Raw genomic sequence first — 26,877 nt, forward strand, 5'->3', positions numbered from 1 at the left:
CTGTCGCAGCAGGCTGGTGAAGCTGAGGGCAGCCGATGCGTGGAGATGCACGCGGAGGTGAGAGCAGCCCTGACAACGACGGGACGCGTCGGCACTTCCAGACGACGCGGGTCCGGCAAGCAAGACGAGACGCCGTACGAGAGGAACCAGTGTCTGACGCCCCGTAAGAGTTCCTCCGGCTCCAATCTGGAGGATATGGGCCGGGTGCAGCGCACGCCACCTCCGGGTGGCGACTCCGAAGCCGAATTTAGGGTGTCGGTGGGGAGGCCACGTTGAAAGCCTGCGGCGTAGGCGTGGCGATGCTGTCGGGGTAGAGCTGGGCGGCTCGCTCGTCGACCGGTTGGTGGTGAACGTGGGAAGCGTTCTGATGTCGCCCTTCCCGTCTGGCAGCCAGTCAGGCGGAGGGCAAGGCCCGTCGTCGGCTGACGACGTCAGAACGTGGCGGAGGCCCCGTAGTAGTCCGAGCGCGTTAATGGCGCGCACATGGCGAAGGGGGCCAGCAAATCAGCAGTCGAGGAACTGGAATACCGGGAGGTCATCGGTGAATACCGACGAACTGGAGCACGCCACGTATGAGGCGGAGCGCCGGGTACTGGAGATCCAGGCCAAGCTGCACCGTTGGGCCCGTGATGATCCTCATCGCAGGTTCGATGACCTCTTCAACCTCTGTGCCGATCCCGCGTTCTTGCTTGTCGCGTGGGATCGGGTGCGGGGTAACAAGGGTGCCAAGACCGCCGGGGTGGACGGCCGCACGGCGGCGTCCATCGCGGCGAGGACGGGCGTTGAGGAGTTCCTCGACGCACTACGAGGCTCGATCAAGGACCGTAGTTTCCGTCCGCTGCCGGTGCGGGAGCGGATGATCCCCAAGACGGGCGGCAAGTTGCGTCGCCTGGGGATCGCGACGATCACCGACCGGGTGGTGCAGGCGTCCTTGAAGCTGGTGCTGGAGCCGATTTTCGAGGCGGAATTCCTCCCGTGCTCCTACGGGTTCCGTCCGAACCGCCGGGCTCACGACGCGGTGGCCGAGGTCCGCCACTTCACGTCCCACGGGTATGAGTGGATCGTGGAGGGTGACATCAAAGCCTGCTTCGACGAGATTTCGCATCCGGCCCTGCTGGACCGGGTGCGGCTTCGGATCGGGGACAAACGCGTTCTTGACCTGGTGAAGGCGTTCCTCAAGGCGGGCATCCTCGGTGAGGATCGCGTGCTGCGGGAAACCAGCGCCGGAACCCCACAGGGTTCGATCTTGTCGCCGTTGCTCAGCAACGTGGCCCTCTCCGTCCTGGACGAGTACGTCGCCCAGGGTCCGGGAGGACCCGGAAGCAGCAAGCTCGGGCGGGAACAGCGTCGCCGTCAAGGTCTTCCCAACTACCGTTTGTCGCGGTACGCGGACGACTGGTGTCTGATGGTCCACGGCACCGAAGGCGACGCCGAAGCCCTGCGCGATGAGATCGCTGGGGTCTTGTCCACGATGGGCCTGCGCCTGTCCCCGGAGAAGACCCTGATCACCCGCATCGATGAGGGACTGGACTTCCTCGGGTGGCACATCCAGCGCCACCGCAAACGAGGAACCAGCCGGTACTACGTCTACACCTACCCCGCACGCAAAGCCCTCGCGGCTGTGATGGCCAAGGTCAAGACGGCGTGCCGGAGGATGGCCACGAACCAGCCACTTGACACCCTGCTCATCCATCTCAACCGGATGCTGCCGGGCTGGTGCGCCTACTTCCAACCCGGCGTGTCCAGCGCGACATTCCAATACCTGAGCTCGTACACATGGAGCCAGGTCATGAAATGGCTGCGCCGCAAACACCGCCGGATCACCTGGAAGGACCTCCGCCGCCGCTACTGCGGGGGTGGTTGGTGGCCGGTCGGGGAGGAACGGACGCTGTTCGATCCCGGAAAGGTGCGCACCACGCGCTACCGCTACCGGGGCGCGACCATCCCTTCCCCCTGGCCGACCACGGCATGAGGATCATCGACAGCAAGGCGGGACTTGTGGAGCGCCCGGTGCCATGAGAGTGGCACGCCGGGTGCGGGAAGCGGCCCGAAGAAACGGCTCGATCGAAAGACGAGACCGCGCTTCGGGCCGACTTCACCACCCCCAGCCCACCGAGCCGGCGAACCCCGGTGCACCGGCCGTCGGCATCGACCGTCAGACCCTGGAGCACCCCGCCCTGACCGGCATGACCAGCACTGAACTGGCCGAACTGACCGCGGCCCTCACCACTCCCTGGCAGACACTGCATGCACAGGACCGCACCACCCGACGCGACGGCGGCACCCGGCGCCGGGCCCCGGGCGGCGGCCGCAAAGCCAAACTCGACCTGGCCGACCGCGTCCTGGCCACCGCGCTGCACCAGCACCTCGCCCTGCCGCCCGCCGTGCTCGCCCGCCTGTTCACCGTCAGCAAGGACACCATCCGCGATGCCACCGGCGAGATCAGACAGCTGATGGACCAGTACGGGCACACCCCCGGCACCGCAGCGGCACACCTGAGCACCCTCACCGGCCTCCTCGTCTACGCCACCGCACACGGCGCCACCCTCACACCACAGGCAAAACCCACACCTTGATTCTTTACGGGCCCTAACGACCTGGGGAGCAATAGGGCTCGACGTCGCGGCTGCCGTGCTGGACGACGTTCCTTCTGCTGAGCCCTATTGCTTCTTGGGTCGCGACTTCGAGGCCGCCCAGATCAGCTGCAGCTGCCCGATCTCAGCGACGTTCTTCATCAGCTCGGCGTTCAGCCAGGCGATCATGTGTCCGATGGTGTTGTCCGGAGGAGTCTGCCACGGCAGCGTGGAGGCGGCGTCCAGATCGGCGTCGGTGAGCTTGTCGAGGACCGCTAGCCACTGGGTACGCAGATCCTGTAGCCAGGCGACGGTCGCCGGTCCGTTGCCGGGCCAGGTGATGTCGGTACGCTCCCGGGGCGTACGTCCCTGCGCGTGATCGATGGCAGTGCTCCACCACCAGCCGATGTGCCAGCTCACCCAGCCGATGGTGGGAACAGGAACGGGGTCGGGCTCGGTGTTGGCCCAGTCCGGCAACCAGTTCCCGGCGGCGTCCGGGCGCACTGTCCAGGTCAGGTCAGTGGGCTCCCACAGAAAGGCCTCGGGTGCGAGCCGCTCCAGGTGGTACTCGAACAGTGACCAGGTCATGTCGAACTGCCAGCGCAGCAACTCACGGCGGGGATTCCTCATCGTTCGATCCTCGCATGGTGCCCTGGAGGGCAGCCGTCACGTCGCCCGGTGTGAATCCGCGCGAGCGTCGCGGGCGAATGCGAGCGGGTCAGATCAGGCCGTGACAGAGGAAGGGCCGTACGGGTTAGGTGAGTTGTGAAGCTGACCTGGGCCCGTACAGCCTGCTCCCATCCTGCCCTGTCCGGGGTCTCCCGCGCACATTTCGGCGATTTGCTCCAAGACCTCGCGCCCAGGTGGACGACGGTCCGCGAGTCCGCGTTGCACGAGCGGCGCGGGGGTGCCCGGAGCCGGGCGGCTGGGGCGGGCCGTAAGCAGAAGCTGGTCTTCCCCGACCGGCTGCTGGCCACCCTCGTCCACCTGCGGCTCGGGCTTCCGCATGCCGCCCTGGCCGAGCTGTTCGATGTCGATCGCTCCACCATCTCCACTGCGATCCGCGAGGTCCGGCCGCTGCTCGCGGCCCGTGGCTTCGCCGTCCCCGACCGGCCCGGCCTGCGCCTGCGGACCTTGGAGGATGTCTTCGCCTACGCCGAAGCCGAAGGCGTCGACCTCCGCATCGATGGCACGGAAGTCCAGGTCAGACGTCCCAAGGCCGGGCGCGCCGGACGTAAGGCGTTCGTCTCCGGCAAGAAGAAGCAGAACACCATCAAGACGACTACGTTCAGCGATCACCAAGGCCGTACCCTGTTCTCCGGCGTGACGCGGCCCGGCCGCGTGCACGACCAGACCGCCGTGCGCACCGAGGGCATCGCCGAGCAATTCCGCCTCCGCCCAAATGTGAAAGTCGAGGTGGACGAGGGCTACCGCGGCTTGGCCAACGAATTCCCACACCAGGTCAGTGCTCCGCCGAGGAAGCCGAAGGACGATGTGTGTGACGGCGAGAGGCGGGCCTGGCGCGAACAGCGACGCCGGCAGTCCTCGGCTCGGATCTGTGTGGAGCACACCAATGCCGAGTACAAGCAGTGGCGCCCGCTCCAGCGCTACACCGGACGGCGTGAGGACTACGACGAGACCCACCGCGCCATCGCCGGTCTGGTCTCCGACCGCTCCGCCCGCAGGGCAACCCGCCGCAGGACGAGTACCGAGCTGGTGCCCGTCCGCACGACGACCTGCTGATCACCCGACAGCCAAACCCCACGTCGGCGGATCGAGGCTTAGGAACAGTTGGGTCTGCTGCACGTTGAGGTGACACCTAGCCTGGCTTGCCCGTAGGGCGGCCTGGAAGGATGTTGCTGTGCCTGTTCCCTATCCCGAAGAGTTCCGTGACGATGTCGTGCGCGTGGCGCGCAACCGCGAGAAGGGCGTCACCCTTGCGCAGATCGCGAAGGATTTCGGCGTCCATGAGATGACGCTGTCGAAGTGGCTGCGCCAGGCCGCTGTGGACGACGGCGAGAAGCCCGCCGTCGCCAGGTCCGAGTCGGCGGAGAACCGGGAGCTGAAGAAGCGGATCCGGCTGCTGGAGCAGGAGAACGAGGTCCTGCGCCGCGCGGCGGCCTACCTGTCGCAGGCGAACCTGCCGGGAAAAGGCTCTACCCGCTCGTGAGAGAGCTCGCCGCCGACAAGATCCCTGTCGCGGTTGCGTGCCGGGTCCTGGGGCTTGCCCGCCAGCACTACTACCGGTGGATTCGTCGGCCGGTGACCGAGGCCGAGATCACCGAGGCATACCGTGCGAACACGCTGTTCGACGCCCACTGCGACAGGCTCCGGGGTGATCGTCTCTCTGCGGGCCGCCGGGGTGTGCTGGCAGGGCGCCGGGTTCAGCCCGGGAGGGTGATGCGGAAGGTGGTGTGTCCGGGTCTGCTGGTGACGGTGGCGGTTCCGCCGTGGGCGGTGGTGACGGCGTGGACGATGGCGAGGCCCAGCCCCGTGCTTCCGGTGCTGCGGGAGCGGGCGTGGTCGGCGCGGACGAAGCGGCCGAAGACTTCGGGCTGGAGTTCGTCGGGGATGCCGGGACCGTTGTCACTCACGTCCACGCAGACGGTGGCCTGTTCCGTCGTGAGGGAGATCGTCACGTCGGTGCCGGGCGGGGTGTGGGTGCGGGCGTTGGCGAGGAGGTTGCCGATGGCCTGCTGGAGGCGGTGGGCGTCGCCGGTGACGGTGACCGGTTCTTCGGGGAGGTCGAGGAGCCAGTGGTGGCCGGGGCCGGCGGCGCGGGCGTCGTCCGTCGCGTTCAGGATTAGCAGGGTCAGGTCGACCGGCTCGTGTTCCAGGGGGCGTCCGGCGTCCAGGCGGGCAAGGAGGAGCAGGTCGTCGACGAGGCGGGTCATGCGCTGTGACTCGCCGCCGATGCGTTCCAGGGCGTGGCGGACTTCGGCGGGGACGGGGCCACGGTGGCGCAGGGCGAGTTCGGCGTGGCCGCGGATGTTGGCGACGGGGGTGCGCAGTTCGTGGCTGGCGTCGGCGGCGAAGTGACGGAGCCGTTCCTCGCTCGCGTGGCGGCGGGTGAGGGCGTCTTCGACGTGGCCGAGCATGTGGTTGAGGGCAGCGCCGACCTGGCCGACCTCGGTGCGGGGGTCGGTGTCGGGGAGCGGTCCGGGCATGGCGACCTCGCCACTGGCCAGCGGCAGCCCGGCGACCTCCGCCGCCCGGGCGGTGACCCTCTGGAGCGGGCGCAGGGAGATCCGCACCCACAGGGCCCCCGCGATGCCGGTGGCCAGGAGCGCCACGCAGAACAGCACGGCTTCGACCGCTTCGAGGCGGTGAACGGTCTCTTCCACCGGGTGCAGGGGCAGACCGGTGATCATGACGTCCTGATCGTCGCCGTCGACGGCCGTGACCCGGTATTTGCCCAGAGTGGAGAGGCGGATGCTGTGCCCGTTTCCGTCCACGGGCACCCCCGCCAGGGCGCGGCGGTCCTCGGGGGTGAGCCGGACCGTGCGGTCGGTGGCGTCGTGGACCACGGCGGCCTGGGTGGTGGTGCCGTCCAGGAGCCGGGCGCCGAACGTCGATTCGGCCTGACCCCGGGTGTCGGGGCGGTTGTCGGCGTCAGGCGTGGCCTCGTGTTCCAGGCTGGCGGCGAACCGGCCGCCCGAGGCGGCGAGCTGCTCGTCCAGACGGCCCATCAGGAAACCGCGCAGGGCGAGGGCGGTCGTGATCCCGACGGCGAGGCACGCGAGGGCGAGCAGGGTGACGAGTCCGGCGGTGAGCTGGCTGCGCAGGGTGCGGGGCACCGGGCGCCTCACGGCGAGTCCGGCTTGAGCACATAGCCGACCCCGCGCACCGTGTGGATCATCGGAGCCCGTCCGGCGTCGATCTTCTTGCGCAGGTAGCTGATGTAAAGCTCGACGACGTGGGCGCGTCCGCCGAAATCGTAGGCCCAGACCCGGTCCAGGATCTGGGCCTTGGACAGAACCCGGCGCGGGTTGCGCATGAGGAAGCGAAGGAGTTCGAACTCGGTGCGGGACAGCTCGACGGTGACACCGCCGCGCCGGACCTCCCGGGCTTCCTCGTCCATGCTGAGGTCCCCAAGGGTGAGCAGGTTCACGCCCGGCCCGGCGGTCATTCCGGCCCGTCGCAGCAGCCCGCGCAGCCGGGCTAGGACTTCCTCCAGGCTGTAGGGCTTGGTGACGTAGTCGTCGCCGCCCGCCGTGATCCCGGCGATGCGGTCCTCGACTGCGTCGCGGGCGGTCAGGAACAGGACACACACCTTGGGCATCTCACGTCTGAGGGCCCGCAGGACCTGGAGGCCGTCCAGGTCGGGCAGCATCCAGTCCAGAACCACCGCGTCAGGCCGGAAATCACGGGCCGTCTCGAGTGCGGTTGTGCCGTCGGCGGCGGTGCGGACCTGCCAGCCCTCGCCGGTCACGACTCCGGCCAGGACATCGGTGACGTCGGGTTCGTCGTCGACGACGAGAATCCGTACGGGATCTCCGTCGGGGCGGTGCAGAAGCGATGTCGTACGCGGCTCGTCCATGGTTCCTTCAGCATCCCCCGGCGCAGGCCACGGCAGGGGTGAGGCGTGTCTCTGAGTTTCCTCTGAATCGGAGCTGAGAGCGGTCGACCACGCTGTTTCAGAAGGTACACAGAGGTTGGGCTGTGAGGCTGGCCACCCATCGCCGGAGCGTGCGCCATATCCGGAGGAGCCCCATGACCACCACGTTCACCACCACGACGTATGCGAGCCGCGGGATGCGCCACCGGCGCCCGCGCCGCAGCCTCGTCCCGTTCCTGGTGCCGCTGGTGATCTGGGCCGGCGCCGCCGGAGTGCTGGGCCTGTGGTGGAGCGACACGAACTCGGTGGTCGGCTCGGCGGGCTGGCTCACCGGCGCGGGACGTATCACCGGTCTCCTGGCCGGATACGCCTGCGCGGTCCTGCTGGCGCTCATGGCCCGGATGCCGCTCCTGGACCACACCATCGGCACCGACCGGCTCGCCCGCTGGCACGCCTGGGGAGGCCGCTGCACCGTGTCCCTCGCCCTTGCCCACACCCTGCTGATCATCTGGGGCTACTCGCTGGCCTCCCACACGAACGTGGTCAGCCAGACCTCCACACTCGTCCTTCACTACCCCGACCTGCTCAAGGGCACGGCCGGCTTCCTGCTGCTCGTGGCCACAGGGATTATGTCCGCCCGCGCTGCCCGCCGCAGGATGAGTTACGAGACGTGGCACTACCTGCACTTCGCGACCTACCTGGCAGTCTTCCTCACCTTCGGACACCAGCTCTCCAACGGAGCCGACTTCGTCGGCAACCGCCTCGCGCAGGCCGCCTGGTACACGCTGTTCCTCGGGGTCGCGGCCCTGGTCGCCTGGTACCGCTTCGCCGTCCCAGTCCGGCGAGGGCTGCGCCACCGCCTGCGCGTGGCCGCGGTCCACCCCGAAGCACCGGGCGTGGTCTCCGTCCACCTCACCGGCCAGCACCTCGACGACCTCGGGGGCGAGCCGGGGCAATTCCTGCGCTGGCGTTTCCTGACCCGCGGACTGTGGTGGACCGCGAACCCCTACTCCCTCTCGGCCCCCGCCCACCCCGGCCACCTGCGGATCACGGTCAAGACCGCCGGCGGGCACAGCGCCGCCCTCGCCCGCTTGAGGCCCGGCACCCGGGTGTGGGCCGAGGGACCCTACGGCGCCTTCACCGCGAACCGCCGGACCACCCCCAGGGTCCTGCTCCTGGCCGGCGGGGTCGGCATCACCCCCCTGCGTGCGCTGTTCGAGACGCTCCCGGGCCAGGTGACCCTCGTCTACCGGGCCCGCCGCGCCGTCGACCTCGCCCTGCGCGGTGAACTCGACGCGATAGCCTCCCGCCGACGGGCCACCGTGCACTACATCGTCGACGAACCGGCCGGACACGCCTCCCCCCTCACCGCCCGGGTCTTGAGCACCCTGGTCCCCGATCTGGCCGCGCACGACGTCTACCTCTGCGGCCCGCCCGGCATGACCGAGGCCGCGATCAGAGCCCTGCGCGAAGCCGGTGTCCCGGCCCGGCGCATCCACCACGAGTCCTTCGCGTTCTGAGGAGAACCGCCATGCGCCGAGCCGTCCTCACCACCACCGGGATCAGCGCCCTGATCGTCGCCCTGCTCGCCCTCAAACCCCACCAGCTCCCCGCCCTGGCCGGGGCGGCTCCCCGTTCCCCGACGGCCTCGCACACTCCCGCAGACGCCTCGCCGGGCACATCCACTGGGACGGGCACGTTCACCGGAGATCCCATCGACACCCAGTACGGAACCGTGCAGGTCGCCGCCACCCTCAACCAGGGCAAGATCACCTCGATCAAGGTCCTCCAGGCCCCCGACCACAGAGGCCGTGACCAGGAGATCGCAGCCTACGCCCTGCCCCGCCTCACCCAGGAGGCCATCGGAGCCCAGAGCGCGCACATCGACGCCGTCTCCGGCGCCAGCTACACCAGCCAGGGCTACATCCAGTCCCTCCAGAGCGCCCTGGACCAGGCCCATGCCTGACACCACACAGGGTCTGCGCCACGTCGAGCACGTCATGGGCACCGTCTTCTCCTTCGACATCCGCGACCAGCCGACCCCCGCCATCCGCCGCGCCCTCGTCGAGGCTGTGCACCACCTCCACCAGGTCGATGCCGTGTTCTCCACCTACCGGCCCGACAGCCACATCAGCCGCCTCGACCGCGGCGAGATCCGACTGGAGCACTGCCCGCCCGAAGTCCACGAAGTCCTGTCCCTGTGCGCACAGGCCGCCCATGCCAGCGATGGCTGGTTCAGCATCATCCCCGCGAGAACCCTCGACCCCTCGGGGCTCGTCAAAGGCTGGGCCACCGAGACCGCATCCCAGCTCCTTTACGACGCGGGCGCGCACCACACGTGCATCAACGGCGGAGGTGACCTGCAGCTCCGCGGACAGGCGGGCCCGGGCACTGCGTGGCGCATCGGCATCGCCCACCCGCTACGCCCCGGTGAACTGGCCACCGTCATCACCGCCAGCCACGACCTGGCCGTCGCCACCTCCGGCACCGCCGAACGCGGCCATCACATCGTCGACCCGCACACCGGTAGACCTGCCGACACGTTCGCCTCCCTCACACTCGTCGGGCCCCGCCTGACGCTGACCGACACCTACGCCACCGCCGCGTTCGCCCGAGGCAACGGGGCACAGGGCTGGGTGGAAACACTGGACGGCTACGAAGCACTCGCGGTTCTGCCCGACGGCCAGGAATGGCGAACTCCAGGATTCAGCCGCTATGGGTCATGAGGTGCGACACAGCGTCATTCCCGCGCGCAGGGAACGGGCGCCTCCCGGTCGCGGCCGCGGCTTACCACCTATGTCGCCGCAGGAGCCCGACTCGTCCCTGTCCAGCATTGAACACCACCCTCCGAAGGAGCCCCTTGTGGGACTCGACCTGATCAACGGCATCCCCGCACACGTCCTGTTCGTGCACGTCGTCGTGGTCCTGGTACCCCTCACCGCGCTCGCCCTGATCCTGTGCGCCGCCATCCCCTCCGTCATGCGCAGGTTCGGCCTCGCCCTGCCAGCCCTTGCCCTGGTGTCCCTGATCAGCGTGCCGCTGACGACCAACGCCGGCGAGTGGCTGGAACGGCACGTGGACCGCGATCCCCTGGTCCGTAAGCACACCGAACTCGGCGACGAACTGCTCCCCTGGGCCATCGGGCTCTTCCTGGTGTCCGCAGCGGTGTGGTGGCTCTACCGCCGCGCCGCCCACCGCACCCCCGAGGCGGAGGGATCCACCAGCACGGTGGGCACGCCGCTCCGTATCACCGCCGCGGTGCTGTCCCTCATCATCGGCGTGGGTGCCGACGTACAGGTCTACCGAATCGGCGACTCAGGCGCTAAAGCCGCTTGGCACGACGCCTACTCCGCCACCGCGCACCCCAATCGCGACTGACCGACACGCGCCGTGACACACCCAGCCCAGGGGCTGCGCTCGGTGACACCGCACGGTATCCGGCCCTTCTGCTCGCTACGCATCGAGGACGTTGTCACATTGGTGCGTTGATCGATTAAGGGTGTGTAGGGGTCGGGTGGGGGCCTGGCTTACGCTGCGATGGGCTGGTCGGTGGCGCCGGTGATCTCGTCCCAGATGGCGAAGCGGGTGGTCATCTCGGTGCGGTATTCGGTGGCCATCAGGTGGCGGCGTGGTCGCAAGTGCGGTGAGATGCCGCTGAACGCGGACAGGAACCGCTGGGCCCCGCCGGTACTGCGGAAGCCCTTCATCGCGCGTTCGCGCTGCCTCGTCGGCTGATGACTGTTCTCGCGGAAGATTTCAAGTCCAGTGAGACGGTCGTGACGCTATGAAGTTTGTGGTGTGGGTTCCCTGCGTTTGGCCGGGTCGTTGATCCAGGCTGTCTGGGGTATCTCGGGTGGTCTGGGGCGGCGGCCGAAGCGTTCGGGGTGACGGGCGTATGCCTCGGCGAGGGTGACCGCGCGCTGGTCGCGGACCTCCTCGGCAGTCCCGAAGTGGACGGAGGCGGGTGTGTGCCAGCCGATACCCGAGTGCCGGTGCTCATGGTTGTAATACGCGATGAACGCGTCGAACCACTCGCGGGCGTGGGCCAGCGAATCGAACCGTTCGGGATAGTCCGACATGTACTTCGTGGTCTTGAACTGAGCCTCGCTGTAAGGGTTGTCGTTGGAGACCTTCGGCCTCGAGTGCGACCGCGTCACGCCCAGATCGATCAGTAGTTGGGACACCTTCTTCGACGTCATCGAGGTGCCGCGGTCCGCGTGCACGGTCTGGGGCACGATGCCGTTGCGGGCGATGGTCTCGCGGATCAGCTCCTCGGCCCGCACAGCTGATTCGGCTCGCTCGACGGTGTGGCCGACGATGTACCGGCTGAAGATGTCGATGATCACGTAGGCGTGATACCAGACGCTCTTGGCCGGTCCGGCCGCCTTGGTGATGTCCCAGGTGAACACCTGTGAGGGCCCGGTGGCGACCAGCTCGGGCACCGCCTTGGCGGGATGGGTGGCCTGCCGTCGGCGCTCACCGGACTGATCCTGCTCGCGCAGGATCCGGTACATCGTCGAGACGGAGCAGTGATAGCGCCCGGCATCCAGCTCGCGGGCCCAGATCTGCGCGGGCGCCAGCTCGGCGTACTCGTCGCCGTTCATCAACTCGAGTACCGCAGCCCGCTCTTCGGCCGTCAGGGCCGACGGCTGCACCTGTGGGGCACGTGTTCTGCGTGGTGGCGGGGGCCGGAGCCGGCGGTAGTGCGTGGCGCGGGAGCGGCCGGTCAGCCGACAGGCGGCCGTGATGCCCAGCTGAACCTCGACGCCGGTGAACGCCTCGTCCACGACAGGGTCGGCGGCAGGCTTCAGTCCGCGCTCTCGGAGATCATTTCCAAGAGCGCGGAGGCTTTTCCCATCACCTCGAGTGCGGCCTTGTTCCGTGCCAGGTCCTTCTGCAAGCGCTCCACCTGCTGCCGCAGCTTTTCGTTCTCCACCTCCGCGGCGGACTTCTTCGCCCGGGCCGGGCTGGTCCGGCGGTCAACCAGGTTTTCCAGGGCCCCGGCGTCCCGGGCGGCCCGCCACTCCTTGACATGCGAGTGGTAGAGCCGTTCCCGGCGCAGGACCGCACCCTTCTCGTTCCTGGGCGCGGCGTCGTACTCGGCGACGATCCGCAGCTTGTACTCCGAGGTGAAAGTGCGGCGCTTCGGCCTCGGCGCCGGGTCGGACCCGACGGGCTCTGTGCTGGGCATAAGGGACGGTTCCCCTGTCGTGCCCTCTCAGAGGGTGTTCGGTAGGGGGATCCCCCTATCTGTCCGGTCCGCGGTGTGGCGAGATGGACTTGTTTCCATGATCTCGTAGCGCGACGTCGGGGTCATCGGTTTTGATCATCTTGTGACTGAGCGACGTGCCTACCCCTCGGATCTCAAGGATGATCAGTGGGAGTTGATCGAGCCCCTTTTGCTGGAGTGGCGGGCCGCGCGGGCCGAAGGGCGGGAGCCCACCACCGATCTGCGCGAGGTGGTCAACGCGATCCTCTACGTTGCCCGGACGGGGGTGGCCTGGCGCTACCTGCCCCATGACTTCCCGCCGCACACCACGGTCTACGGCTACTTCAGGGCGTGGGAAGCGGACGGCACCGCCGAGGAGGTCCACGACACCCTGCGTGACCAGTTACGCAGGAAGAAGGGGCGCCGGATACTGCCGACCGCCGCGGTGATCGATGCCCAGACGGTGAAGGCGTCACCGAATGCGCCGGAGAGCACGCAAGGGTACGACGGTGGCAAACGGATCAAGGGCCGCAAGCGGCATATCGCCACCGACACACTCGGGTTGCTGCTGGTTCTCATCGTCACGGCCGCCGGCGTGCAGGACACCAACGGCGGCAAACTCGTTGCCGACGCCCTGGCCGCGAAGTTGCCCACGGTGACGAAGGCGTGGGTGGACGCTGGGTACAAGTCCAAGATGATCACGCACGCGGCCGCCCTGGGCATCGAGGTGGAAGTCGTGGCGCGTGATGCGGAACAGAAAGGCTTTGTGGTCCAGAAGGTCCGCTGGCGTGTAGAGCAGACTTTCGGGATCATGAGCCGCTACCGGCGTCTGCACCGTGACTACGAGGCGCTGCCGGAGCGGTCCCGGTCGATGATCCACTGGGCCATGGTCAATTCCATGGCCAGCAGGTTGACCGCGAGCCCGAGCCAAATCGGGCAATACCTCCGCCCGAAACCGCCCGCGGCAGCCTGAAAAGGTACCGAACACCCTCTCAGGCTAACCCCGCAGAACGGGATGTCTCACCCAAGGCTGACAGAGAGGGCTCTACCTCGACGAACACCAGTCCCTCCAGCAGATCGCCACCTCACAGGCTTCTCCCGCAGAGTGCTGACTGACCTCGCCAAGGAGTACGGCATCCCGCTCCGCGAGGGTCCACAGGACTACAAGCGCCGCGGCGCCATCGACCGCGACTGGCTCATCGAGCAGTACGCCGTTCACCGCCGGACCCTGCCCGACCTCGCCCAGGAGAAGGGAATGAGCCCCGCGAACATGGCCCGCTGGGCACACACCCACAAGATCCCTCTCCGCCCCGCGGAGGAGCAAGCCACGACGCCGCCCTCCGCGCCGGCGAGCAAGCCACCGGCATCCCTGCCGTCCTACGTGACGCTCTCACGAGCCCATCCGGCCGACAGCGACTCGAACGCTTCGTCGCCGCCCTGCCCTACCCCACCGTCACTGAAGCCGCCCGAGCCCTTGGCATTCACCAGTCGACGCTGGTGACCCAGATCAACCGCCTGGAGAGAGACCTGGGCCGGCCCCTGATCGAGCGCGCCGAACGCGGCCGCAGGATGAGACCTACCCGGTTCGGCAGGAGCGTTGCCGCAGCGGTGCGAAAGTCCGGCTCCGGAACGTGACCATGGAAGGCGTCGGCCGAGGATTTGGACACGATGCTGAGGCTTCCTGACCTGAGGGTGGGACGGCTGCCTCGCTGTCTTCCCGGCATGCGTGACGAGCTGCTATTCGCCACCTGGGCCGGTTTCAGCGCAGGGCTCTTCCTGCTGGACTATGCGCGCGAGGAGACCCATGAGCTGGGTCCGCTCGGCAGGCGTCAAGACAGCGGTCAGCTCATCGTTCGCCTCACGGCCCAGTTTCTCCGTCTGAAGCAGGCGACGTTTCCCGCTCGGCGAGAGGGTGATGGCGTTCTTGCGACGGTCCTTGGCGTCCGGCGCTCGGGTCACGAGGCCATCGTTCTGGAGGTCGTTGAGGATCGCGACCATGTCCTTGGGATCGATGCTCAGGCTGCGGCCCAGCTCGGCCTGCGATACGGGTCCCAGTTCGGCGACTGCCGATAGGACGGCATGGTGCATCATCCGCATGCCCACCTGAGCGAGGGCTTCGGCGACGAGCCGGTGTCCCCGAGCTGCGGCGCGACCCAGGAGCCAGCTGGGGAGGGAGCGGATACGGGCGGGAGCGCGGGTGGTGTCGGACATGGGGCCAGACTAACCAGAAAATCATTGGGGTTCCCTATGATCCTTCGGTATCGTTGGGTCTCCCAATGACCTGGAGGTGTGCATGCGGCGGGTTCGTTTTTATGAGTACGGCGGTCCGGAAGTGCTCCGCGTCGAAGATGCGGAGGCCCCTAAGCCCGGCCCGGGGGAACTGTTGGTCCGCACGGAAGCCATCGGTGTGACTCTTCCCTCCGTGCGCAAGGTTCGCGGCGAAGGCGGCAGGACGCCGCTACCGGGAGTCCTTGGAGGCGAGGTCGCCGGAACGGTGATCGCACTCGGCCCGGACGTGACGGATTTCGAGGTCGGCGACCGCATCACGTCGCTCACTTTCAGCGGCGGCTCGTATTCCGAACAGGCAATCGCCCCCGGCTTCATGGCGAGCCGCATACCGGACGGAGCGAGCGCCATCCAAGCCGTCGCGCTGGTGCGCAGCGGACACGTCGCCCTCGCCGCCCTCGCCGCGGCCCGCCCTCTCGTGAGCGAGTCGGTCCTGATCACGGGTGCCGCGAGCGGAGTGGGGCATCTCGCGGTCCAACTGGCCAAGCTTCAGGGCATCGGACGGGTCGTCGCGGCCGTGAGCTCGCACACCAAGGCGGAATTCCTCCGCGGTCTGGGCGCTGACGAGATCGTGACCTACGACAGCGAGCACTGGGGGGAGCCAGTCGATGTCGTCCTGGATGGAGTCGGTGGAGATCTACTCTCACGCGCCGTCTCCGCCCTTGCACCCGGCGGGCGACTCGTCTTCTTCAACTCGGGCGGCGGCACCGTTCCGGCCTTCGACCTCCTGGCAGGATCGAAAACCATCACCGGGCTCACCATGGCGAGGTTTGTCGACACTCAGCGCGAGCTCTATGACCAGCATGGTGAGGAGCTGTGGAAGCTGACCCTGTCCGGGCAGTTGCAGCCGGCCGTTCACGCCCAAATTCCGCTGGCTGATGCGGCACGAGCGCACGAGATCATCGAAGCCCGTGCCAACCTCGGCAAGGTCGTCCTGCTGCCCTGACGGTGAAGCTGACCCGCGTCGGGAAACGCGTGGCCGCTGCGGCCAGGAAAATCCCCGCAGAGGAAATGACGCGGTGGTGAGACAGAACTCATTGGCCAAGCAATGAGACAACCAGAGAAGCCGCAGGTCACGGCGTCGAGCGGTGCCCCGGGCCGCGAGATCCTACAGGTTGTAGGGTCTCAAATTTCGCAGCACAATCTCAGCTCCGATGGCACATCGGTGGCACTCTGTCGCATTCAAGCTGGCCGATTCTTACTCGATCTCATTCGGGTTGGCGGATTCTTGCCGACCGGGCTCTGAGCGACGGACCCGCGCGACGCCCTCGTCCAGGTCAACGCCAAGTGGCGTCCCCTCTCCGATCCGGACGTTCTTGCGGAACCTCTCCTGCTCCATCGCCTGCTTCACCGCCTGCGCGGCTGGAGAGAACCCCTCTACCAGCGCAGAAGTACGCCCCTTCGTCTTGCGGTAATAGATCCACCCACGGTGCTCTGCCCACAGCAAAGCGCGATCCACCAAAATCAGGCAGACACCGGCGGCGACGCCGACTGTCACCACAATCACAGTGCTTCTCATACCGCTGAAACGCAGCAACCCCCTACCGCGTTCCACGCTCCAGCAGTACGGCGAACGCAACTTCCGTGAAAGCCACGTCGTTTGAGAATGCCGAGGGCCATCGCTCTCAAGCGACGTGGCAACCCGGTAGGTCAGCAGCTCGCCGTCTGTCAGGTGCACTGCGACAGGACAGCCGGTCGAAGCGCTCACCCTTGGGCCTGACGAAGTGCCCAGTCGCGGTCGCTCGGCGTCGGCTCGGTTCGCCAACGAGCCCGTAGGACTCCGTCGTTGTCGGGCATGACAGCAGTGCACAGAGGCACAGATTCACCCGCGTATACAGACAGGAGCACGGCGGCATGGGCACGGGATATCCGGGCGGCCAGTTCGGGGAACTCGTCCTCGTCTGCGATGGCGCTGCGGATGTTGCCGTCGTCGTCCTGCCACACGACTTCGACGAGGCCATCAGCGGGCAGGGCTCTCAGGACGGCGTCGATGTCGGTGGACAGGGACGGCCAGACGGCGAGACGGGCCCGGGGAGCCAGTCCAACGCGAACGGGGTCGATGGTGTCGCTGGTGAGGTGGTGCCATCGTGAGGCACCTTCGAGATATGTCTCTTCCAGGATTCCTGCACGGCCGGTGACGACTGCCCAATGCAGGTCGGCCCAGAAGTCGTCATCGCCGGGCCGCTGGATGACCTGCTCTTCCTCTTCGGCCCCGAAGGCATACGGGGAGGCGTCCAGGCGTTCTGGGAACAGTCCGAGCTCCCGGGTATGGGCCAACGCTTCCTCGCAAGGCCGGCTGCTGCTGATGTAGAGGTACTGGTCCCATCCCACGTGGACTGCGAACGTGCCTTCCACCTCCAGCCGGCACCAGGCGCCGCTATCACGCAACATGGCTCGCACCAGTTCCAGACCGATTCCGAGCGGTACTTCTGCCCCGTCGTGAAAACCGGTAGGGCCGCCAGGGAAGAGCCCGTTCAACCCAAAGCCGTCCACCGGAGGCTCCACGCCGAAGTGCGCGATGGACGGGATCTGTGGTTCACGTACTGCCAGGTGATCGACGCCGGTGTCCTCAGCAAACGCCGCGACCGCCTGAAGATACGACGCCTCGACCTCGCCGTGATCGCTGACGGTGTCCTGACTGCCGGTGTAATACCCGTGTTCGTCACGGTCGGCGGGGTCGTACTTGGTGACGCGGTAGACGTAGGGGAGCTGCACCGCCCCATCATCCAGCACGCTCGTGTCGCCCCGCGAGGAAATGCCATGGGAGGTGAGACAGAGGCATAGGGCAACGTCCTGAGACAGATCAGGAACCTGCTGGTCAGCGCAATGCTCTATGACACGAGCCGCGAGATCCTACAGGTTCTGTGGGATCTCAAGTCGACTGCACAATCTCACCGCCCGCTTCATACCGACTGCACTCGCCATGTTCCTCGACGAAGTCGCCCACCGCGCACGGCACATCGAACTGGCCGGCGAGCCCCGCCGCAACACCTCCCACCTTGTCAGGGGTTACGCATCCCTGCCCGTCTCACTCTCCGCGCGCGGATCATGGGTGAGCTATCCTGCGCGCATGCGCGGACAGTTCACCGGCTGGCCGGAGCAGGCCATGGACGTGTTGTGGCAGCTCCAGGGCGAACCGACCCACGCGACCCGCGAGCGCTACCGCGCGGACCGCGAACGCCTGGTCCGGCAGCCGATGATCGCCCTGCTCAACGAGGTCGCGGACACCGACCCCCGGTACGAGGACTTCTCCGTCTGGCACTACCGCACCGACTCCTGGTGGTGGCAGCACCAGGGCGCGGTGATCCGACTCGGCCGCAAGATCGAGATCGGTCTCCGGTTCTCCCTGGACGGCCTGCGGATCCAAGGCGCCTGGTGGTACCCCGATCCCGGCCAGGTGGACATGTTCCGCAAAGCCGTGGCCTCCGAGAGGAGCGGCCGCGAACTGTCCGCCATCCTCGAGGACGTACGGAAGAAGGGCTACGACATCTCCGGGGACGTGATGAAACGCCCCCCGTATGGCTATCCGACGGACCACCCCCGTACGAACCTGCTGCGCCATCGTTCGCTGATCGCAGCCCGCCCGCTCGGCTGCGAGGAGTGGCTGCACACCCCCGAGGCGGTCGACCGGATCCTCTCGGCCGCCGCCGACCTCGATGCCCTGCTGATGTGGCTGGTCTGCCACGTGAAGCGCGCCGCCTGACATCACGAGGGCACCGCGCGGCACGGGAGGAACGACATTCGAGTGGCGCCCCTTGGCGGACCCTTCACTCTAGAACTCCACACGGTCGCCAGGGCGATGGATCGTCATCGGGCAGTCGGCGGCTGCAGCAACGTCATGCTGATGGCGGCGCCGACCGTGCTGAGGGGAAGGCCCGGCAAGACCGGCTACGGAGTCGCGGGCAGAGCCATTTTCAAGGAGCCCCAACGCTGACCAGCAGGGATGGAACCCGGAAGTCTGTCGCTCAGCACGTGCCTGCTCGCGGACGACACCTCTGGCTGCGACCGCGCCCCAGGTCGATACACGCGCCCAGGAGTAGGCCCGGAGGTGGCCGAGGGGCTGGCCGCGGCACGGGCAGGCAGGCTCCTGGCCTGCCCGTCGATCCCGAGCCGACAAGCGGCCGGGGTTGGTTGTCAGTGGTTCCCACCCCAGAAGGAGCCGGACACGTCCGTGAACGCTGGAGTGGTCGCTGCACCTGGAACGAGAACCTCCACGCCACCGCGTCGTTACCCCTGTGCCGCCAGTGACACGGTCGTCCCGTCAATCCATCGTCAAGGAGACAACAGGTGACACCCGAGGAGTATCTCGCCTTAGCCGAGCAGCACGCCGCAGCCGGCCGATTTGCCGCGGCTTCGGCGTATGCCGGCCTCGCGAGAGCAGGGGTGACCATCAGGATGGCCGCCGAGCAGGGGACGCCGATCTATCCAGGCGATCACCAGCCTCTGCCTGCCGACTGGTGCGGAAAGTGCTACAGCCCCGGAAGGCGCAGGATTGACCGGAAAGACTGTCCGCGATGCAGCCCACTCGAGCTTCGTGCCCGCCCCTGCCGATACTGCGGCGTCTACCTCGAAGAGCGAAAGGATGCCTACAACACGGACGAGACGTGGGCGTGGCGTGACGCGCGAGGCTCTCTGAACTGTCCGAAGGCACCTGATCCGGCAGCGCCCACCCCGGGCCCCGTCCAAGCAGAGCACGACGTCAACCCGGATCATGTGTGGAACCGCTTCTTTGAGGAATGGAAGGACAACCTCACTCACACCGAGCCGACTTCCGCTGAAGAGCTGCTGACGGCCAGCGCGCTGACGCCGTTCGTGCCCCGGACCCGCCTCGGGGAAAGGCCGCACACTGAGCACTTGGACACCTGGCTCGCGGCGCGGGCAGGCACACCCCACGGACCACTGCTGCTGGTTGAGGAACCTTCGCCCAGCAGCCCCTCTGTACGGACCTGGCGCCTGACCAGCCTTGGACCGGCGGCCCCGTAATGCCTGCCGGACATCTTCCTAGCTGACGGCCTCCCCTGCCTGGAGCACGCTCGACCGCCGGCCTCACGACGGGAGGAACGAGCTCCCTGGGGGACCGGGGCACTGACCTCCGAGTGCCGCGCTGGCAGGCCCTCACCTGCCGTGTCCTGCGTCAGAGGAACGTCGTTCTGTAACTGACGCAGCACAACAGGCCAGCCGGGAATGGGCCCCATGCCGATGCACCTACACCGTTCCAACCGGACGAAAGTCCTTCGGAGGGCTGCCGCATCCCTGTGCAAGTACTGCGGCACCCCTGTCGAGTGGTTCGAACGGCATGACGGGTTGCGAATTCCTTTGACCTGCGAGTTTCCCACCCGCCGTATTCCGGCGAAGATGCGCTGGCACATTCACCGCGGAGTGGCCTATCCAGGCACCGATGCCTCCAGCGGTTACTGCCGGATCCCTCACCCCGCAGTCTGCCCAGCAGCCGACCACCCCGATCTCCCTTCTGACCTGCAGGACGTCGTCCGCCGTCTTGCGGTACGGATGCGCACCGCCATCGAGAGCGGCGAGTTCGTCCCGTTCGTCGAGACCGTCACAGAGGAGGAAGTCGAAAGCCCCGGCCCCGAACAGGTCCAGCACATCCGCCACGTGATCGACTGTCACGGCTCGCTTCGGATCGGACCCTGCGCCATCGAGGACCTGCAGTGCATCGCCCACGACGCCCTCACTGAGCAGCGCTGCGAGAACGGAATCTGCGACCTGAGTGAAGGACGCTGGGAACTGACCGGCATCGACCAGGAACAGGCCACCGGCAGGCTGGGGCAGCAGGTTCTCGAGCTCACCGGCGGAAACATCTGGGTCTGGCACCTCGCCGACTTCAACGTCGTACGCCGCTGGTGGGCCCAGCGCTGCCACGATCACTTCAACACGGACGACCCCGATCATGTCGCCAACGAATTCGTACCCTTCCACCCCCTGCGTCACGACGCCCACGTACTGACCGAGCGGCCTACCGGCTACGACCTGCAGAGCAACGGTGAGAAGCGCGTCTTCATCCACGACGGGCCGGAGCAACGCACAAAATGCGCAAGCCCGTCCTGCTCGAACGCAACAGTCCTCTCCCCTCAAGAAGGGTGGCTGTGCTGGCAGTGCGAGGAGCTTCAGCGTCGCCGCCAACGCATCCACCAACGCCGGAGCCGAGTCCGTGACTAGTGCCGCATCAGGCAACGTTTGCCCTGTCGACGACGGCTTGTAGGCGCTGGTCGTCGGCATGGCGGTTTCGCCAGATGATGTAGCGGCGGATCATGCTGCCCTGTTCCTTGTGGTCGGCGTGGTCCGTTCCGTCCAGGGTGAAGTAGCGCAGGGCCGTGAACTGGGCCTCGATACAGTTGAGCCAGGAGCTGTTGGTCGGTGTGTAGGCGATCTCGACGTTGTTCGCGGCAGCCCAGATGCCGACCCGTTGACACCTTTTCGTGGTCAGGTGCGGGGAGAAGTTGTCGGCCACGATCGCGATCCTGACGTCGGCCGGGTAGAGGCTGCGCAGGTAGCGGCAGAACTCCAGGAACTGAGTCCGCCGCTTGACCGGTTTGATGTGGCCGTAGAGTGTCTTTGGATAGATCCAGGACTCTGCTGCGCAATTCCGTGCGGGGGTGAAGGTGGGCACGGGATGATCGTCTGTACGGTCGTTGTCCTGTCGTGCGGCCGTGGGGGTGGTGTGGATGTCGATGCGGCCGGAGGGGCTGCCGGAAGTCCCGGAGCAGACCGTGATGGTGGCGCGGGCGGCGTTCCCGCAGGGGAGCCTGGCGATACGGGTGCGAGACCGGCTCGCGGAGGTTTTCGCGGACGAGCCGTTCGCGTCGGCGTTCGGGGTGCGTGGGGCTCCGGGTTTGTCTCCGGGGGTGTTGTGCCTGGTCACGGTGTTGCAGTTCGCCGAGGATCTGACCGATCGGCAGGCCGCGGCGATGGCGGTGCGGGCGATCGACTGGAAGTACGCGCTCGGGGCGGAGCTGACGGACACCGGCTTCGATGCCAGTGTGCTGAGCCGGTTCCGTTCCCGCCTGTCCGACAACGGCATGGAACGGGTGGTCTTCGACCGTCTCCTTGAGTACTGCGTGGAGGAGGGGCTGGTCGCGGCCGGGGGCAGGCAGCGGACCGATTCCACCCATGTGATCAGTGCGGTGCGGGACTTGAACCGCCTCGAGCTGGCCGGGGAGAGTGTGCGGGCGGCGCTGGAGGCCCTGGCTGTCGCGGCGCCGTCGTGGCTGGCCGGGCAGGTCGATGTCGCCGAGTTCGCTCACCGGTACGGGCCGCGGGTGGACGGCTGGCGCATGCCCGCCTCGCAGACGAAACGCGACCGGCTCGCGCAGGTCTTCGGCCAGGACGCGCTGGCGTTGTGCCGGGCGGCCTGGTCACCCGGCACACCCCCATGGATCCGTGAGATCGAGTCCGTACAGATCCTGCGGCAGATCCTCGTCCAGACGTACTACCTGAGCACCGACACCAGGGGACGGGAGGTGATCAAGAAGCGGGCCGCCGACGACGAGGGTGTCCCGCCCGGTCATCGCCGCCTCGCCTCCCCCTACGACGCGGACGCACGCTGGGCGGCCAAGGGCGAGGGCCTGTTCTGGATGGGCTACAAGGTCCATCTCACCGAGACCTGCGACACTCCCACCGAAGCCGAAGCCGAAGCCGAAGCCGGTGTCCGGGCGGCACCGAATCTGATCACGGACGTGTGCACCACCGATGCCACCGTGCCCGATGTGAAAGCGACCGCCCCGGTCCAACAGCGCCTGGCCGAGCACGGCATCAGGCCCGCCGAGCACTACCTCGACTCCGGCTATCCATCCGCCGACCTCATCGCCGCCGCGCTGAAACAGGGCACCCGTATGGTCACCCCGGTTCTGCTGGATCATTCCGCCCAGGCCAAGGCCCACGCCGGCTTCGACAAGAGCGCCTTCATCATCGACTGGAGGGCCCGCCAGGTCCGCTGCCCCGCCGGCAAGACCAGCGCGCACTGGAACCCCGTGAAACAGCACGGAACGGACGCGATCGTCATCACCTTCGGCGTCCGCACCTGCCGCCCCTGCCCCTTCCGCGACCAATGCACCAGCTCCGCGAAAGGCCGCCGCATGCTCACCCTGCGCCCCAGAGAGCCAGAAGAAGCCCTCACCCAGGCCCGCGCCGAGCAGAAGACCGAGACGTGGAAGGCCAAGTACGCCCTGCGAGCGGGTGTGGAAGGCACTATCAATCAAGCCCTCGACATCACCGGCATACGCCGGGCCCGCTACCGCGGGCTACCGAAAGTCCGCCTCCAACACGCCTTCTCCGCCACCGCACTCAACGTGATCAGACTCGACGCCCACTGGACCGGACACGACCAGCATCACACCCGCAGCAGCCGGCTCGAACGCCTCGCCTACCGACTCACAGCCTGACCCAGGAATTGCGCAGCAGAGTCATCCAGAGCGGCGAACAGGTGTCGCACCCCGCCGTAACGGTTGCAGGTCGCTCGCCGCCGTCGGCGCGGTTCGCGATCTGGGTCCTTGTGCCTGCCGCCGCGCTCGGCCCACTGCCGGCCCGGGTGGGGCATCAGGTTGAGCGGCCCGAACTCATCCATACAGAAGATGACTTCGGGCTCGCCGTTCTCGGGTATGACCTCGCCGTCGGCGATCGCGTACAGGTGCTCAACCCGCGCTTTCTTGGCCGCGTAGTCCGGATCACGGGAGGTCTTCCAGGTCTTCAGGCGTTGAAAGGAGACGCCTTCCTCGCGGAGCAGGATGCGCAGACCCTCGTGGCTGATGTCGTCGACCACCCCCTCGGCGACCAGGAAGTCCGCCAGCTTGGACAGGCTCCAGGTCGAGAACGGCAGGTCGTGCTCGGCCGGCTTGGACTTCGCGATCTTCTTGATCTCACGGCGCTCCGGCAGCGTGAACGTCTTGGGCCGGCCACCGGAGTACTTCGGATACAGAGAGTCGAAGCCGTCGGCGTTGAAGTTGTGGATCACGTCCCGGACCCGGTCGTCGCTGGTGAACGACACCTCGGCGATCTTCGCCACCGGCATGCCCTGCGCGGATAGCAGCACCATCTGGGCCCGCCGCCAGGTCACCACAGACCCGGTGCCTCTGCGGATAATCCGCAGCAGCCGCCGCCCCTCATCGTCATCGATCTCTCGGACACGCACTCGTTCTGCCACCCGGACAGAATGACGGCCACGCGCCGTCCACCACAGCACCCGGACGGCGCGTCACATCACAACAGGGCAAACGTTGCCTGATCCGGCACTAGGCCGTCGACGGATCATGGCGTCGTAGGCTCCAGGACATGCACAGCACCCTGACGGAGCACGCGTGGTGTCTCTACGGAGACGAGTACGGGCCCACGCCGGAGTGCGACCAGGAACACCGGGAGCACTACTTCGTTGAGGAGCTGACCTTCGCGGACGCGAATGCGATCCTCGCGATGCTGCGTGAGCTCAGTCCGCACGTGGTCGACGGCCAGTTGCCGGTCTGGGTCCGGAATCTGGCCTTTCGGCTGGTGTTGTTGCAACGGCCGGACGAGCCGGTGCTGATGCGCGAGGCTGCCGAGAACCTGTGGCTTCACGGACCGGACTGGGACGGCATCGCGGCAAACCTAAAAAGGCGGGCCGATGCCCTGGAGGCTGGCTGATCACGGCTTGAGCCAGAGACGATCGAGGCCACGGTGACAACAGTCGCGCGCTTCACGCGGTGAAGGCGGGGGAGCCGTTCACGGTCCTGTCGCTGGAACCTGAGCTGTACGCGGGTACCCGGCAATACTCCGCTGAACCCCACCTGACCCCCTACCCGGGGCGAGGCGCCGCGGTAGGTCCCGGTTCAGTCCAGACGGTCGTATGCGCCCGGTTCCCAGTCGGCGAACAGCGTCAGTTCCTGTGCTGTCTCGGTACGTTCCGGCGCTGTGGAGGTGGGCGGCCACCAGTTCTCCACCTGATGAGCGTCCACGAGGACGAAGTCCCGGTATCCGTCGAAGTCGCCGGGGTCGTCTGCCACGCCGATGTGGACGGGCGCGTCATCGGGCAGGTCCTTGAGTGCGTCGCGAAGCTGCGAGGCATTCCAGACCTGCGGGGTGTGCTCGAAGACGTCGGTCATGGGCACAGAGTGCCGGACCGGACCGCGTTGCCGGTGGAGACACGGCTACGACCGGGGCCAGAGGTCGAACTCGGGCCAGGCGGGTGACCGTACGGTGACGCCTTGGCGGACCGTGAGGTCGATACGCCTGTGACGGAACGAAGACGTCGTGGAGGGCCGCCTGTGACTCGGTGCGGGATACAAATATTTCCGACCGCATGCACCGCGTTATTCCTGGGGGAACACCGTGAAGTACACCCGCGTCACTGCTCTTGCCGCCGTCGGCGTCGCCGCCGCCCTCTCGCTCACCGCCTGTGGCAGCGACGGCTCCGGGAAGGACTCGTCCTCCAAGGGCTCCTCGTCCTCGTCCTCGTCTTCTTCGTCTTCGGACGGTGGCTCGAAGTTGCAGGGCGGCCCGGGCTCCGGCGGCTCGGAGGCCGGCAACGCGAAGTCGGGCTCCGGTGAGGACACCGAGGCGAAGGCAGCCGCGAACGGCACGATGAAGACCGGCGGCAAGGTCACGTTCTGCAAGACGCAGGACCTGGCCATCGACGCCATGGACGCCGCGCCCGACGAGGACTCCGGCAGGATCGACATCACCATGATCAACCGGGGTTCGACCACCTGCTCGGCGACGGGCTTCGCCGGCGTCGACATCAAGGACGCCGACAACACCTCGAACCCCATCGAGCGCGGCCACGCCCAGCCGCGTATCACCACCCTGAAGCCCGGTGACGCCGCTGTCTTCGACCTCGCCTACGACATCGACAACACCGGCGACAGCCTCGCGTCCCCGACCAACATCCTGGTGACGCCCCCGAACGAGACCCACACCGTGAACCTGAAGTGGCCCGCGGGCGCGGGGGACATCAAGGGCGCCTACACCGACGTTCAGGTCTACCCCACACACGACCAAGTAGGCGGTGGGTTCGCGACCTGCGCCCGGAGGAGATGTGACCCGCGCGACGGGGTGCGGGTCTGGGGCGAGGGTGGCTCGCTCCAGACCTGATCGTGCCCGTTTTGTAGGGTTTCGGCGCGCCACTCGCATCCGAAATTCGAACAGACGCACCCTTGCGGCGTGCCGAAATCCTTCCCCTTCCCGCAGGACCTCCTCGACGCCCAGGCCGCCCTCGACGAGACCCGTGCCGCGTCCGAGGAGTACGCCAAGACCCTGCCGTGGTCGGGCTGAGCCGATGCCCGGCTGGGAGAGCGACAAGCAGCTCCACAGCAACTACATCTCCGCGAAGCCGGACAGCCCGGGGTACACCGAGGACCAGGCCGCGGAAGTCACCCGCTTCCGCGCCCGGCTCCGGGAGCTCAGCATCGCTGTGTCCACACATCCCTTCTGGGATTCCGTCGAAGCCGGCGACCGTGTTGCGGCACGTATGGCGCTCAAGCACGCACACGAGCCGGCCGAGGCGTAGCCGTGTCCGGCGGCATATCCGACCTGGACAAGAACCAAGCCCTGGCCGACTGGCTGGAGTGGCAGCTGCGTCAGGTCCGGGGCCGGATCCGGGAACTGGAGATCGCGGAGCAGCAGGAGCGGCGGCGTTGGGAGCAGGCGCACGCCGCGATGCGGTGGAAGATCCAGCCGCAGCGGTCGTCGTCGGTGGCTCTGGTGCACCGCGGGGACTGTGCGCTGTATCCGGTCGAGGGTGGATTCCTCGACCGAGAGGAGGCGATGATCGCGCTGGCCGAGCCGGACATCGAGCCGTGCCAGATCTGCAGGCCCGAGACGGGGCTGGAGCAGTGTGGCTGAACGCCCGGCTTGAGAGCATGTGGGTCCGACGTGGACCGGCGGGAGGCGCGGATGAGCCTTGACGCGCTGCAGCAGCAGGCGATGCGAGTACATGATCTGTACGACCGGCTGAACCGGCGTGAACGGGGCCGGGTCTGGACACGGGAAGAGTTCATGCTCGGCTTCGTGGGCGATGTCGGTGACCTGGCCAAGCTGGTCATGGCCGAAGAGGGAGCTCGGGACATGCCGGGCGGGCGAGTGGCGCTGGAGCATGAGCTCGCGGACTGTCTGTGGTCGGTGCTCATTCTGGCTCGCCGCTTTGACGTCGATCTGGAGACCGCCTTTCGCCGCACGATGACTGAGCTTGAGACCGCGATCAACATTCGGCTCGCCGGTGATGAGGAACCATCGTGAGTGCGAGGACCTACTTCGGTCACAAGCAGGCG

General features: G+C 67.3%; 27 protein-coding genes and 5 pseudogenes. 20 read left to right on the forward strand and 12 right to left on the reverse strand.

Features of this window, described 5'->3' with window-relative positions:
- Positions 1-541 precede the first annotated feature (541 nt).
- The gene (ltrA, locus tag OG611_RS40340) at positions 542-1,972 is read left to right on the forward strand and encodes a group II intron reverse transcriptase/maturase (RefSeq protein WP_266425354.1); all 1,431 of its coding nucleotides are present in this window, start codon (positions 542-544) and stop codon (positions 1,970-1,972) included.
- Between the two features lie 127 nt (positions 1,973-2,099).
- Positions 2,100-2,576: pseudogene (locus OG611_RS40345) on the forward strand (ISAzo13 family transposase); the annotation flags it as partial.
- Between the two features lie 84 nt (positions 2,577-2,660).
- Here OG611_RS40345 and OG611_RS40350 read toward each other — a convergent pair.
- Positions 2,661-3,203, reverse strand: a complete 543-nt coding sequence (locus tag OG611_RS40350; RefSeq protein ID WP_189282079.1) for a DinB family protein — start codon at positions 3,201-3,203, stop codon at positions 2,661-2,663.
- 210 nt (positions 3,204-3,413) lie between these two features.
- Here OG611_RS40350 and OG611_RS40355 point away from each other — a divergent pair, with 210 nt between their 5' ends.
- Positions 3,414-4,316, forward strand: coding sequence for a transposase (locus tag OG611_RS40355; RefSeq protein ID WP_266425350.1), 903 nt, complete (start codon positions 3,414-3,416; stop codon positions 4,314-4,316).
- A gap of 118 nt (positions 4,317-4,434) precedes the next feature.
- Positions 4,435-4,865: pseudogene (locus tag OG611_RS40360) on the forward strand (transposase); the annotation flags it as partial.
- A 92-nt stretch (positions 4,866-4,957) separates the two neighbouring features.
- Here OG611_RS40360 and OG611_RS40365 read toward each other — a convergent pair.
- Both OG611_RS40365 and OG611_RS40370 read right to left on the reverse strand, forming a co-directional pair.
- The gene (locus OG611_RS40365) at positions 4,958-6,382 is read right to left on the reverse strand and encodes a HAMP domain-containing sensor histidine kinase (protein WP_266425347.1); all 1,425 of its coding nucleotides are present in this window, start codon (positions 6,380-6,382) and stop codon (positions 4,958-4,960) included.
- Complete coding sequence (locus OG611_RS40370) at positions 6,379-7,113, reverse strand: response regulator transcription factor (RefSeq protein WP_323180246.1); 735 nt, start codon at positions 7,111-7,113, stop codon at positions 6,379-6,381. Before OG611_RS40370 ends, OG611_RS40365 begins: the two co-directional genes overlap by 4 nt.
- Positions 7,114-7,286: 173 nt before the next feature.
- Here OG611_RS40370 and OG611_RS40375 point away from each other — a divergent pair, with 173 nt between their 5' ends.
- The 4 genes from OG611_RS40375 to OG611_RS40390 all read left to right on the forward strand — a co-directional run bounded on the left by OG611_RS40375 (position 7,287) and on the right by OG611_RS40390 (position 10,509).
- Positions 7,287-8,651 carry a ferredoxin reductase family protein gene (locus OG611_RS40375; protein ID WP_266425345.1) on the forward strand — a complete coding sequence of 455 codons (1,365 nt, stop codon included), beginning with the start codon at positions 7,287-7,289 and terminating at the stop codon, positions 8,649-8,651.
- An 11-nt stretch (positions 8,652-8,662) separates the two neighbouring features.
- Positions 8,663-9,097, forward strand: coding sequence for an FMN-binding protein (locus OG611_RS40380; RefSeq protein WP_266425342.1), 435 nt, complete (start codon positions 8,663-8,665; stop codon positions 9,095-9,097).
- Positions 9,090-9,857 carry an FAD:protein FMN transferase gene (locus OG611_RS40385; RefSeq protein WP_266425340.1) on the forward strand — a complete coding sequence of 256 codons (768 nt, stop codon included), beginning with the start codon at positions 9,090-9,092 and terminating at the stop codon, positions 9,855-9,857. Before OG611_RS40380 ends, OG611_RS40385 begins: the two co-directional genes overlap by 8 nt.
- 136 nt (positions 9,858-9,993) lie before the next feature.
- Positions 9,994-10,509: a DUF2231 domain-containing protein gene (locus OG611_RS40390; RefSeq protein WP_266425337.1), complete on the forward strand. Its 516-nt coding sequence runs from the start codon at positions 9,994-9,996 to the stop codon at positions 10,507-10,509.
- Positions 10,510-10,658: 149 nt separating this feature from the next.
- Here the strand turns inward: OG611_RS40390 and OG611_RS40395 are convergent.
- The 3 genes and pseudogenes from OG611_RS40395 to OG611_RS40405 all read right to left on the reverse strand — a co-directional run.
- A pseudogene (locus tag OG611_RS40395) lies at positions 10,659-10,877 on the reverse strand (IS6 family transposase); the annotation flags it as partial.
- Positions 10,878-10,913: 36 nt separating this feature from the next.
- Positions 10,914-11,918, reverse strand: coding sequence for an IS3 family transposase (locus OG611_RS40400; RefSeq protein WP_266425334.1), 1,005 nt, complete (start codon positions 11,916-11,918; stop codon positions 10,914-10,916).
- 20 nt (positions 11,919-11,938) lie between these two features.
- On the reverse strand, positions 11,939-12,322 hold the full coding sequence (locus tag OG611_RS40405) for a hypothetical protein (protein WP_266425331.1): 384 nt from the start codon (positions 12,320-12,322) through the stop codon (positions 11,939-11,941).
- 142 nt (positions 12,323-12,464) lie between these two features.
- On the opposite strand from OG611_RS40405, the gene OG611_RS40410 reads away from it, so the two are divergent.
- The 3 genes from OG611_RS40410 to OG611_RS40420 all read left to right on the forward strand — a co-directional run bounded on the left by OG611_RS40410 (position 12,465) and on the right by OG611_RS40420 (position 13,975).
- On the forward strand, positions 12,465-13,313 hold the full coding sequence (locus tag OG611_RS40410) for an IS5 family transposase (protein ID WP_266425104.1): 849 nt from the start codon (positions 12,465-12,467) through the stop codon (positions 13,311-13,313).
- Positions 13,314-13,445: 132 nt separating this feature from the next.
- Positions 13,446-13,841 carry a hypothetical protein gene (locus OG611_RS40415; RefSeq protein ID WP_266425328.1) on the forward strand — a complete coding sequence of 132 codons (396 nt, stop codon included), beginning with the start codon at positions 13,446-13,448 and terminating at the stop codon, positions 13,839-13,841.
- Positions 13,778-13,975, forward strand: coding sequence for a LysR family transcriptional regulator (locus OG611_RS40420; protein ID WP_266426287.1), 198 nt, complete (start codon positions 13,778-13,780; stop codon positions 13,973-13,975). The genes OG611_RS40415 and OG611_RS40420 overlap by 64 nt, the downstream gene beginning before the upstream one ends.
- Positions 13,976-14,077: 102 nt before the next feature.
- Here OG611_RS40420 and OG611_RS40425 read toward each other — a convergent pair whose 3' ends face one another.
- Positions 14,078-14,551: a MarR family winged helix-turn-helix transcriptional regulator gene (locus OG611_RS40425; RefSeq protein WP_266425325.1), complete on the reverse strand. Its 474-nt coding sequence runs from the start codon at positions 14,549-14,551 to the stop codon at positions 14,078-14,080.
- An 82-nt stretch (positions 14,552-14,633) separates the two neighbouring features.
- On the opposite strand from OG611_RS40425, the gene OG611_RS40430 reads away from it, so the two are divergent.
- A complete protein-coding gene (locus tag OG611_RS40430) occupies positions 14,634-15,572 on the forward strand; it encodes a zinc-binding dehydrogenase (protein ID WP_266425322.1) in 939 nt (312 codons plus the stop codon).
- Between the two features lie 252 nt (positions 15,573-15,824).
- Here OG611_RS40430 and OG611_RS40435 read toward each other — a convergent pair whose 3' ends face one another.
- Positions 15,825-16,124, reverse strand: a complete 300-nt coding sequence (locus OG611_RS40435) for a hypothetical protein (protein ID WP_266425319.1) — start codon at positions 16,122-16,124, stop codon at positions 15,825-15,827.
- Positions 16,125-16,330: 206 nt separating this feature from the next.
- A complete protein-coding gene (locus OG611_RS40440; RefSeq protein ID WP_266425316.1) occupies positions 16,331-17,341 on the reverse strand; it encodes an RNA-binding protein in 1,011 nt (336 codons plus the stop codon).
- Positions 17,342-17,696: 355 nt separating this feature from the next.
- Here OG611_RS40440 and OG611_RS40445 point away from each other — a divergent pair, with 355 nt between their 5' ends.
- Positions 17,697-18,329 carry a DUF2461 family protein gene (locus tag OG611_RS40445; RefSeq protein ID WP_266425313.1) on the forward strand — a complete coding sequence of 211 codons (633 nt, stop codon included), beginning with the start codon at positions 17,697-17,699 and terminating at the stop codon, positions 18,327-18,329.
- Positions 18,330-19,825: 1,496 nt separating this feature from the next.
- Entirely contained in the window at positions 19,826-20,803 is a 978-nt protein-coding gene (locus tag OG611_RS40450) for a DUF6083 domain-containing protein (protein ID WP_266426284.1), read from the forward strand.
- A 7-nt stretch (positions 20,804-20,810) separates the two neighbouring features.
- Here OG611_RS40450 and OG611_RS40455 read toward each other — a convergent pair.
- Positions 20,811-21,194 (reverse strand): annotated as a pseudogene (locus OG611_RS40455) (transposase); the annotation flags it as partial.
- 115 nt (positions 21,195-21,309) lie between these two features.
- Between OG611_RS40455 and OG611_RS40460 the strand changes: the two are divergent.
- Positions 21,310-23,025 (forward strand): IS1182 family transposase, encoded by a 1,716-nt coding sequence (locus OG611_RS40460; RefSeq protein WP_266425309.1) that lies wholly within the window; start codon positions 21,310-21,312, stop codon positions 23,023-23,025.
- A gap of 23 nt (positions 23,026-23,048) precedes the next feature.
- On the opposite strand, the pseudogene OG611_RS40465 reads toward OG611_RS40460, so the two are convergent.
- Positions 23,049-23,783: pseudogene (locus OG611_RS40465) on the reverse strand (helix-turn-helix domain-containing protein); the annotation flags it as partial.
- 128 nt (positions 23,784-23,911) lie between these two features.
- Between OG611_RS40465 and OG611_RS40470 the strand changes: the two are divergent.
- Positions 23,912-24,256 (forward strand): hypothetical protein, encoded by a 345-nt coding sequence (locus OG611_RS40470; RefSeq protein WP_266425303.1) that lies wholly within the window; start codon positions 23,912-23,914, stop codon positions 24,254-24,256.
- 185 nt (positions 24,257-24,441) lie between these two features.
- Here OG611_RS40470 and OG611_RS40475 read toward each other — a convergent pair whose 3' ends face one another.
- Positions 24,442-24,714: a DUF6225 family protein gene (locus tag OG611_RS40475; protein ID WP_266425032.1), complete on the reverse strand. Its 273-nt coding sequence runs from the start codon at positions 24,712-24,714 to the stop codon at positions 24,442-24,444.
- A 226-nt stretch (positions 24,715-24,940) separates the two neighbouring features.
- Here OG611_RS40475 and OG611_RS40480 point away from each other — a divergent pair, with 226 nt between their 5' ends.
- The 4 genes from OG611_RS40480 (at position 24,941) to OG611_RS40495 (ending at position 26,845) form a co-directional block, all read left to right on the forward strand.
- A complete protein-coding gene (locus OG611_RS40480; protein WP_266425300.1) occupies positions 24,941-25,702 on the forward strand; it encodes a DUF4232 domain-containing protein in 762 nt (253 codons plus the stop codon).
- A 184-nt stretch (positions 25,703-25,886) separates the two neighbouring features.
- The gene (locus OG611_RS40485) at positions 25,887-26,117 is read left to right on the forward strand and encodes a hypothetical protein (protein WP_266425297.1); all 231 of its coding nucleotides are present in this window, start codon (positions 25,887-25,889) and stop codon (positions 26,115-26,117) included.
- 2 nt (positions 26,118-26,119) lie between these two features.
- A complete protein-coding gene (locus OG611_RS40490) occupies positions 26,120-26,452 on the forward strand; it encodes a DUF6233 domain-containing protein (RefSeq protein WP_266425294.1) in 333 nt (110 codons plus the stop codon).
- 51 nt (positions 26,453-26,503) lie between these two features.
- On the forward strand, positions 26,504-26,845 hold the full coding sequence (locus OG611_RS40495; protein WP_266425292.1) for a MazG nucleotide pyrophosphohydrolase domain-containing protein: 342 nt from the start codon (positions 26,504-26,506) through the stop codon (positions 26,843-26,845).
- Positions 26,846-26,877: the final 32 nt, after the last annotated feature.

It is taken from the genome of Streptomyces sp. NBC_01363, from assembly GCF_026340595.1.
In the GTDB taxonomy this organism is placed as follows: domain Bacteria; phylum Actinomycetota; class Actinomycetes; order Streptomycetales; family Streptomycetaceae; genus Streptomyces.

What these genes read in the sequence shown, in the direction of transcription:
- OG611_RS40350 (WP_189282079.1), bottom strand. Translation starts at nt 3,203, where the DNA reads ATGAGGAATCCCCGCCGTGAGTTGCTGCGCTGGCAGTTCGACATGACC.
- OG611_RS40370 (WP_323180246.1), bottom strand. Translation starts at nt 7,113, where the DNA reads ATGGACGAGCCGCGTACGACATCGCTTCTGCACCGCCCCGACGGAGAT.
- OG611_RS40375 (WP_266425345.1), top strand. Translation starts at nt 7,287, where the DNA reads ATGACCACCACGTTCACCACCACGACGTATGCGAGCCGCGGGATGCGC.
- OG611_RS40380 (WP_266425342.1), top strand. Translation starts at nt 8,663, where the DNA reads ATGCGCCGAGCCGTCCTCACCACCACCGGGATCAGCGCCCTGATCGTC.
- OG611_RS40385 (WP_266425340.1), top strand. Translation starts at nt 9,090, where the DNA reads ATGCCTGACACCACACAGGGTCTGCGCCACGTCGAGCACGTCATGGGC.
- OG611_RS40405 (WP_266425331.1), bottom strand. Translation starts at nt 12,322, where the DNA reads ATGCCCAGCACAGAGCCCGTCGGGTCCGACCCGGCGCCGAGGCCGAAG.
- OG611_RS40425 (WP_266425325.1), bottom strand. Translation starts at nt 14,551, where the DNA reads ATGTCCGACACCACCCGCGCTCCCGCCCGTATCCGCTCCCTCCCCAGC.
- OG611_RS40430 (WP_266425322.1), top strand. Translation starts at nt 14,634, where the DNA reads ATGCGGCGGGTTCGTTTTTATGAGTACGGCGGTCCGGAAGTGCTCCGC.
- OG611_RS40445 (WP_266425313.1), top strand. Translation starts at nt 17,697, where the DNA reads ATGCGCGGACAGTTCACCGGCTGGCCGGAGCAGGCCATGGACGTGTTG.
- OG611_RS40450 (WP_266426284.1), top strand. Translation starts at nt 19,826, where the DNA reads ATGCACCTACACCGTTCCAACCGGACGAAAGTCCTTCGGAGGGCTGCC.
- OG611_RS40460 (WP_266425309.1), top strand. Translation starts at nt 21,310, where the DNA reads ATGTCGATGCGGCCGGAGGGGCTGCCGGAAGTCCCGGAGCAGACCGTG.
- OG611_RS40470 (WP_266425303.1), top strand. Translation starts at nt 23,912, where the DNA reads ATGCACAGCACCCTGACGGAGCACGCGTGGTGTCTCTACGGAGACGAG.
- OG611_RS40475 (WP_266425032.1), bottom strand. Translation starts at nt 24,714, where the DNA reads ATGACCGACGTCTTCGAGCACACCCCGCAGGTCTGGAATGCCTCGCAG.
- OG611_RS40485 (WP_266425297.1), top strand. Translation starts at nt 25,887, where the DNA reads ATGCCCGGCTGGGAGAGCGACAAGCAGCTCCACAGCAACTACATCTCC.
- OG611_RS40495 (WP_266425292.1), top strand. Translation starts at nt 26,504, where the DNA reads ATGAGCCTTGACGCGCTGCAGCAGCAGGCGATGCGAGTACATGATCTG.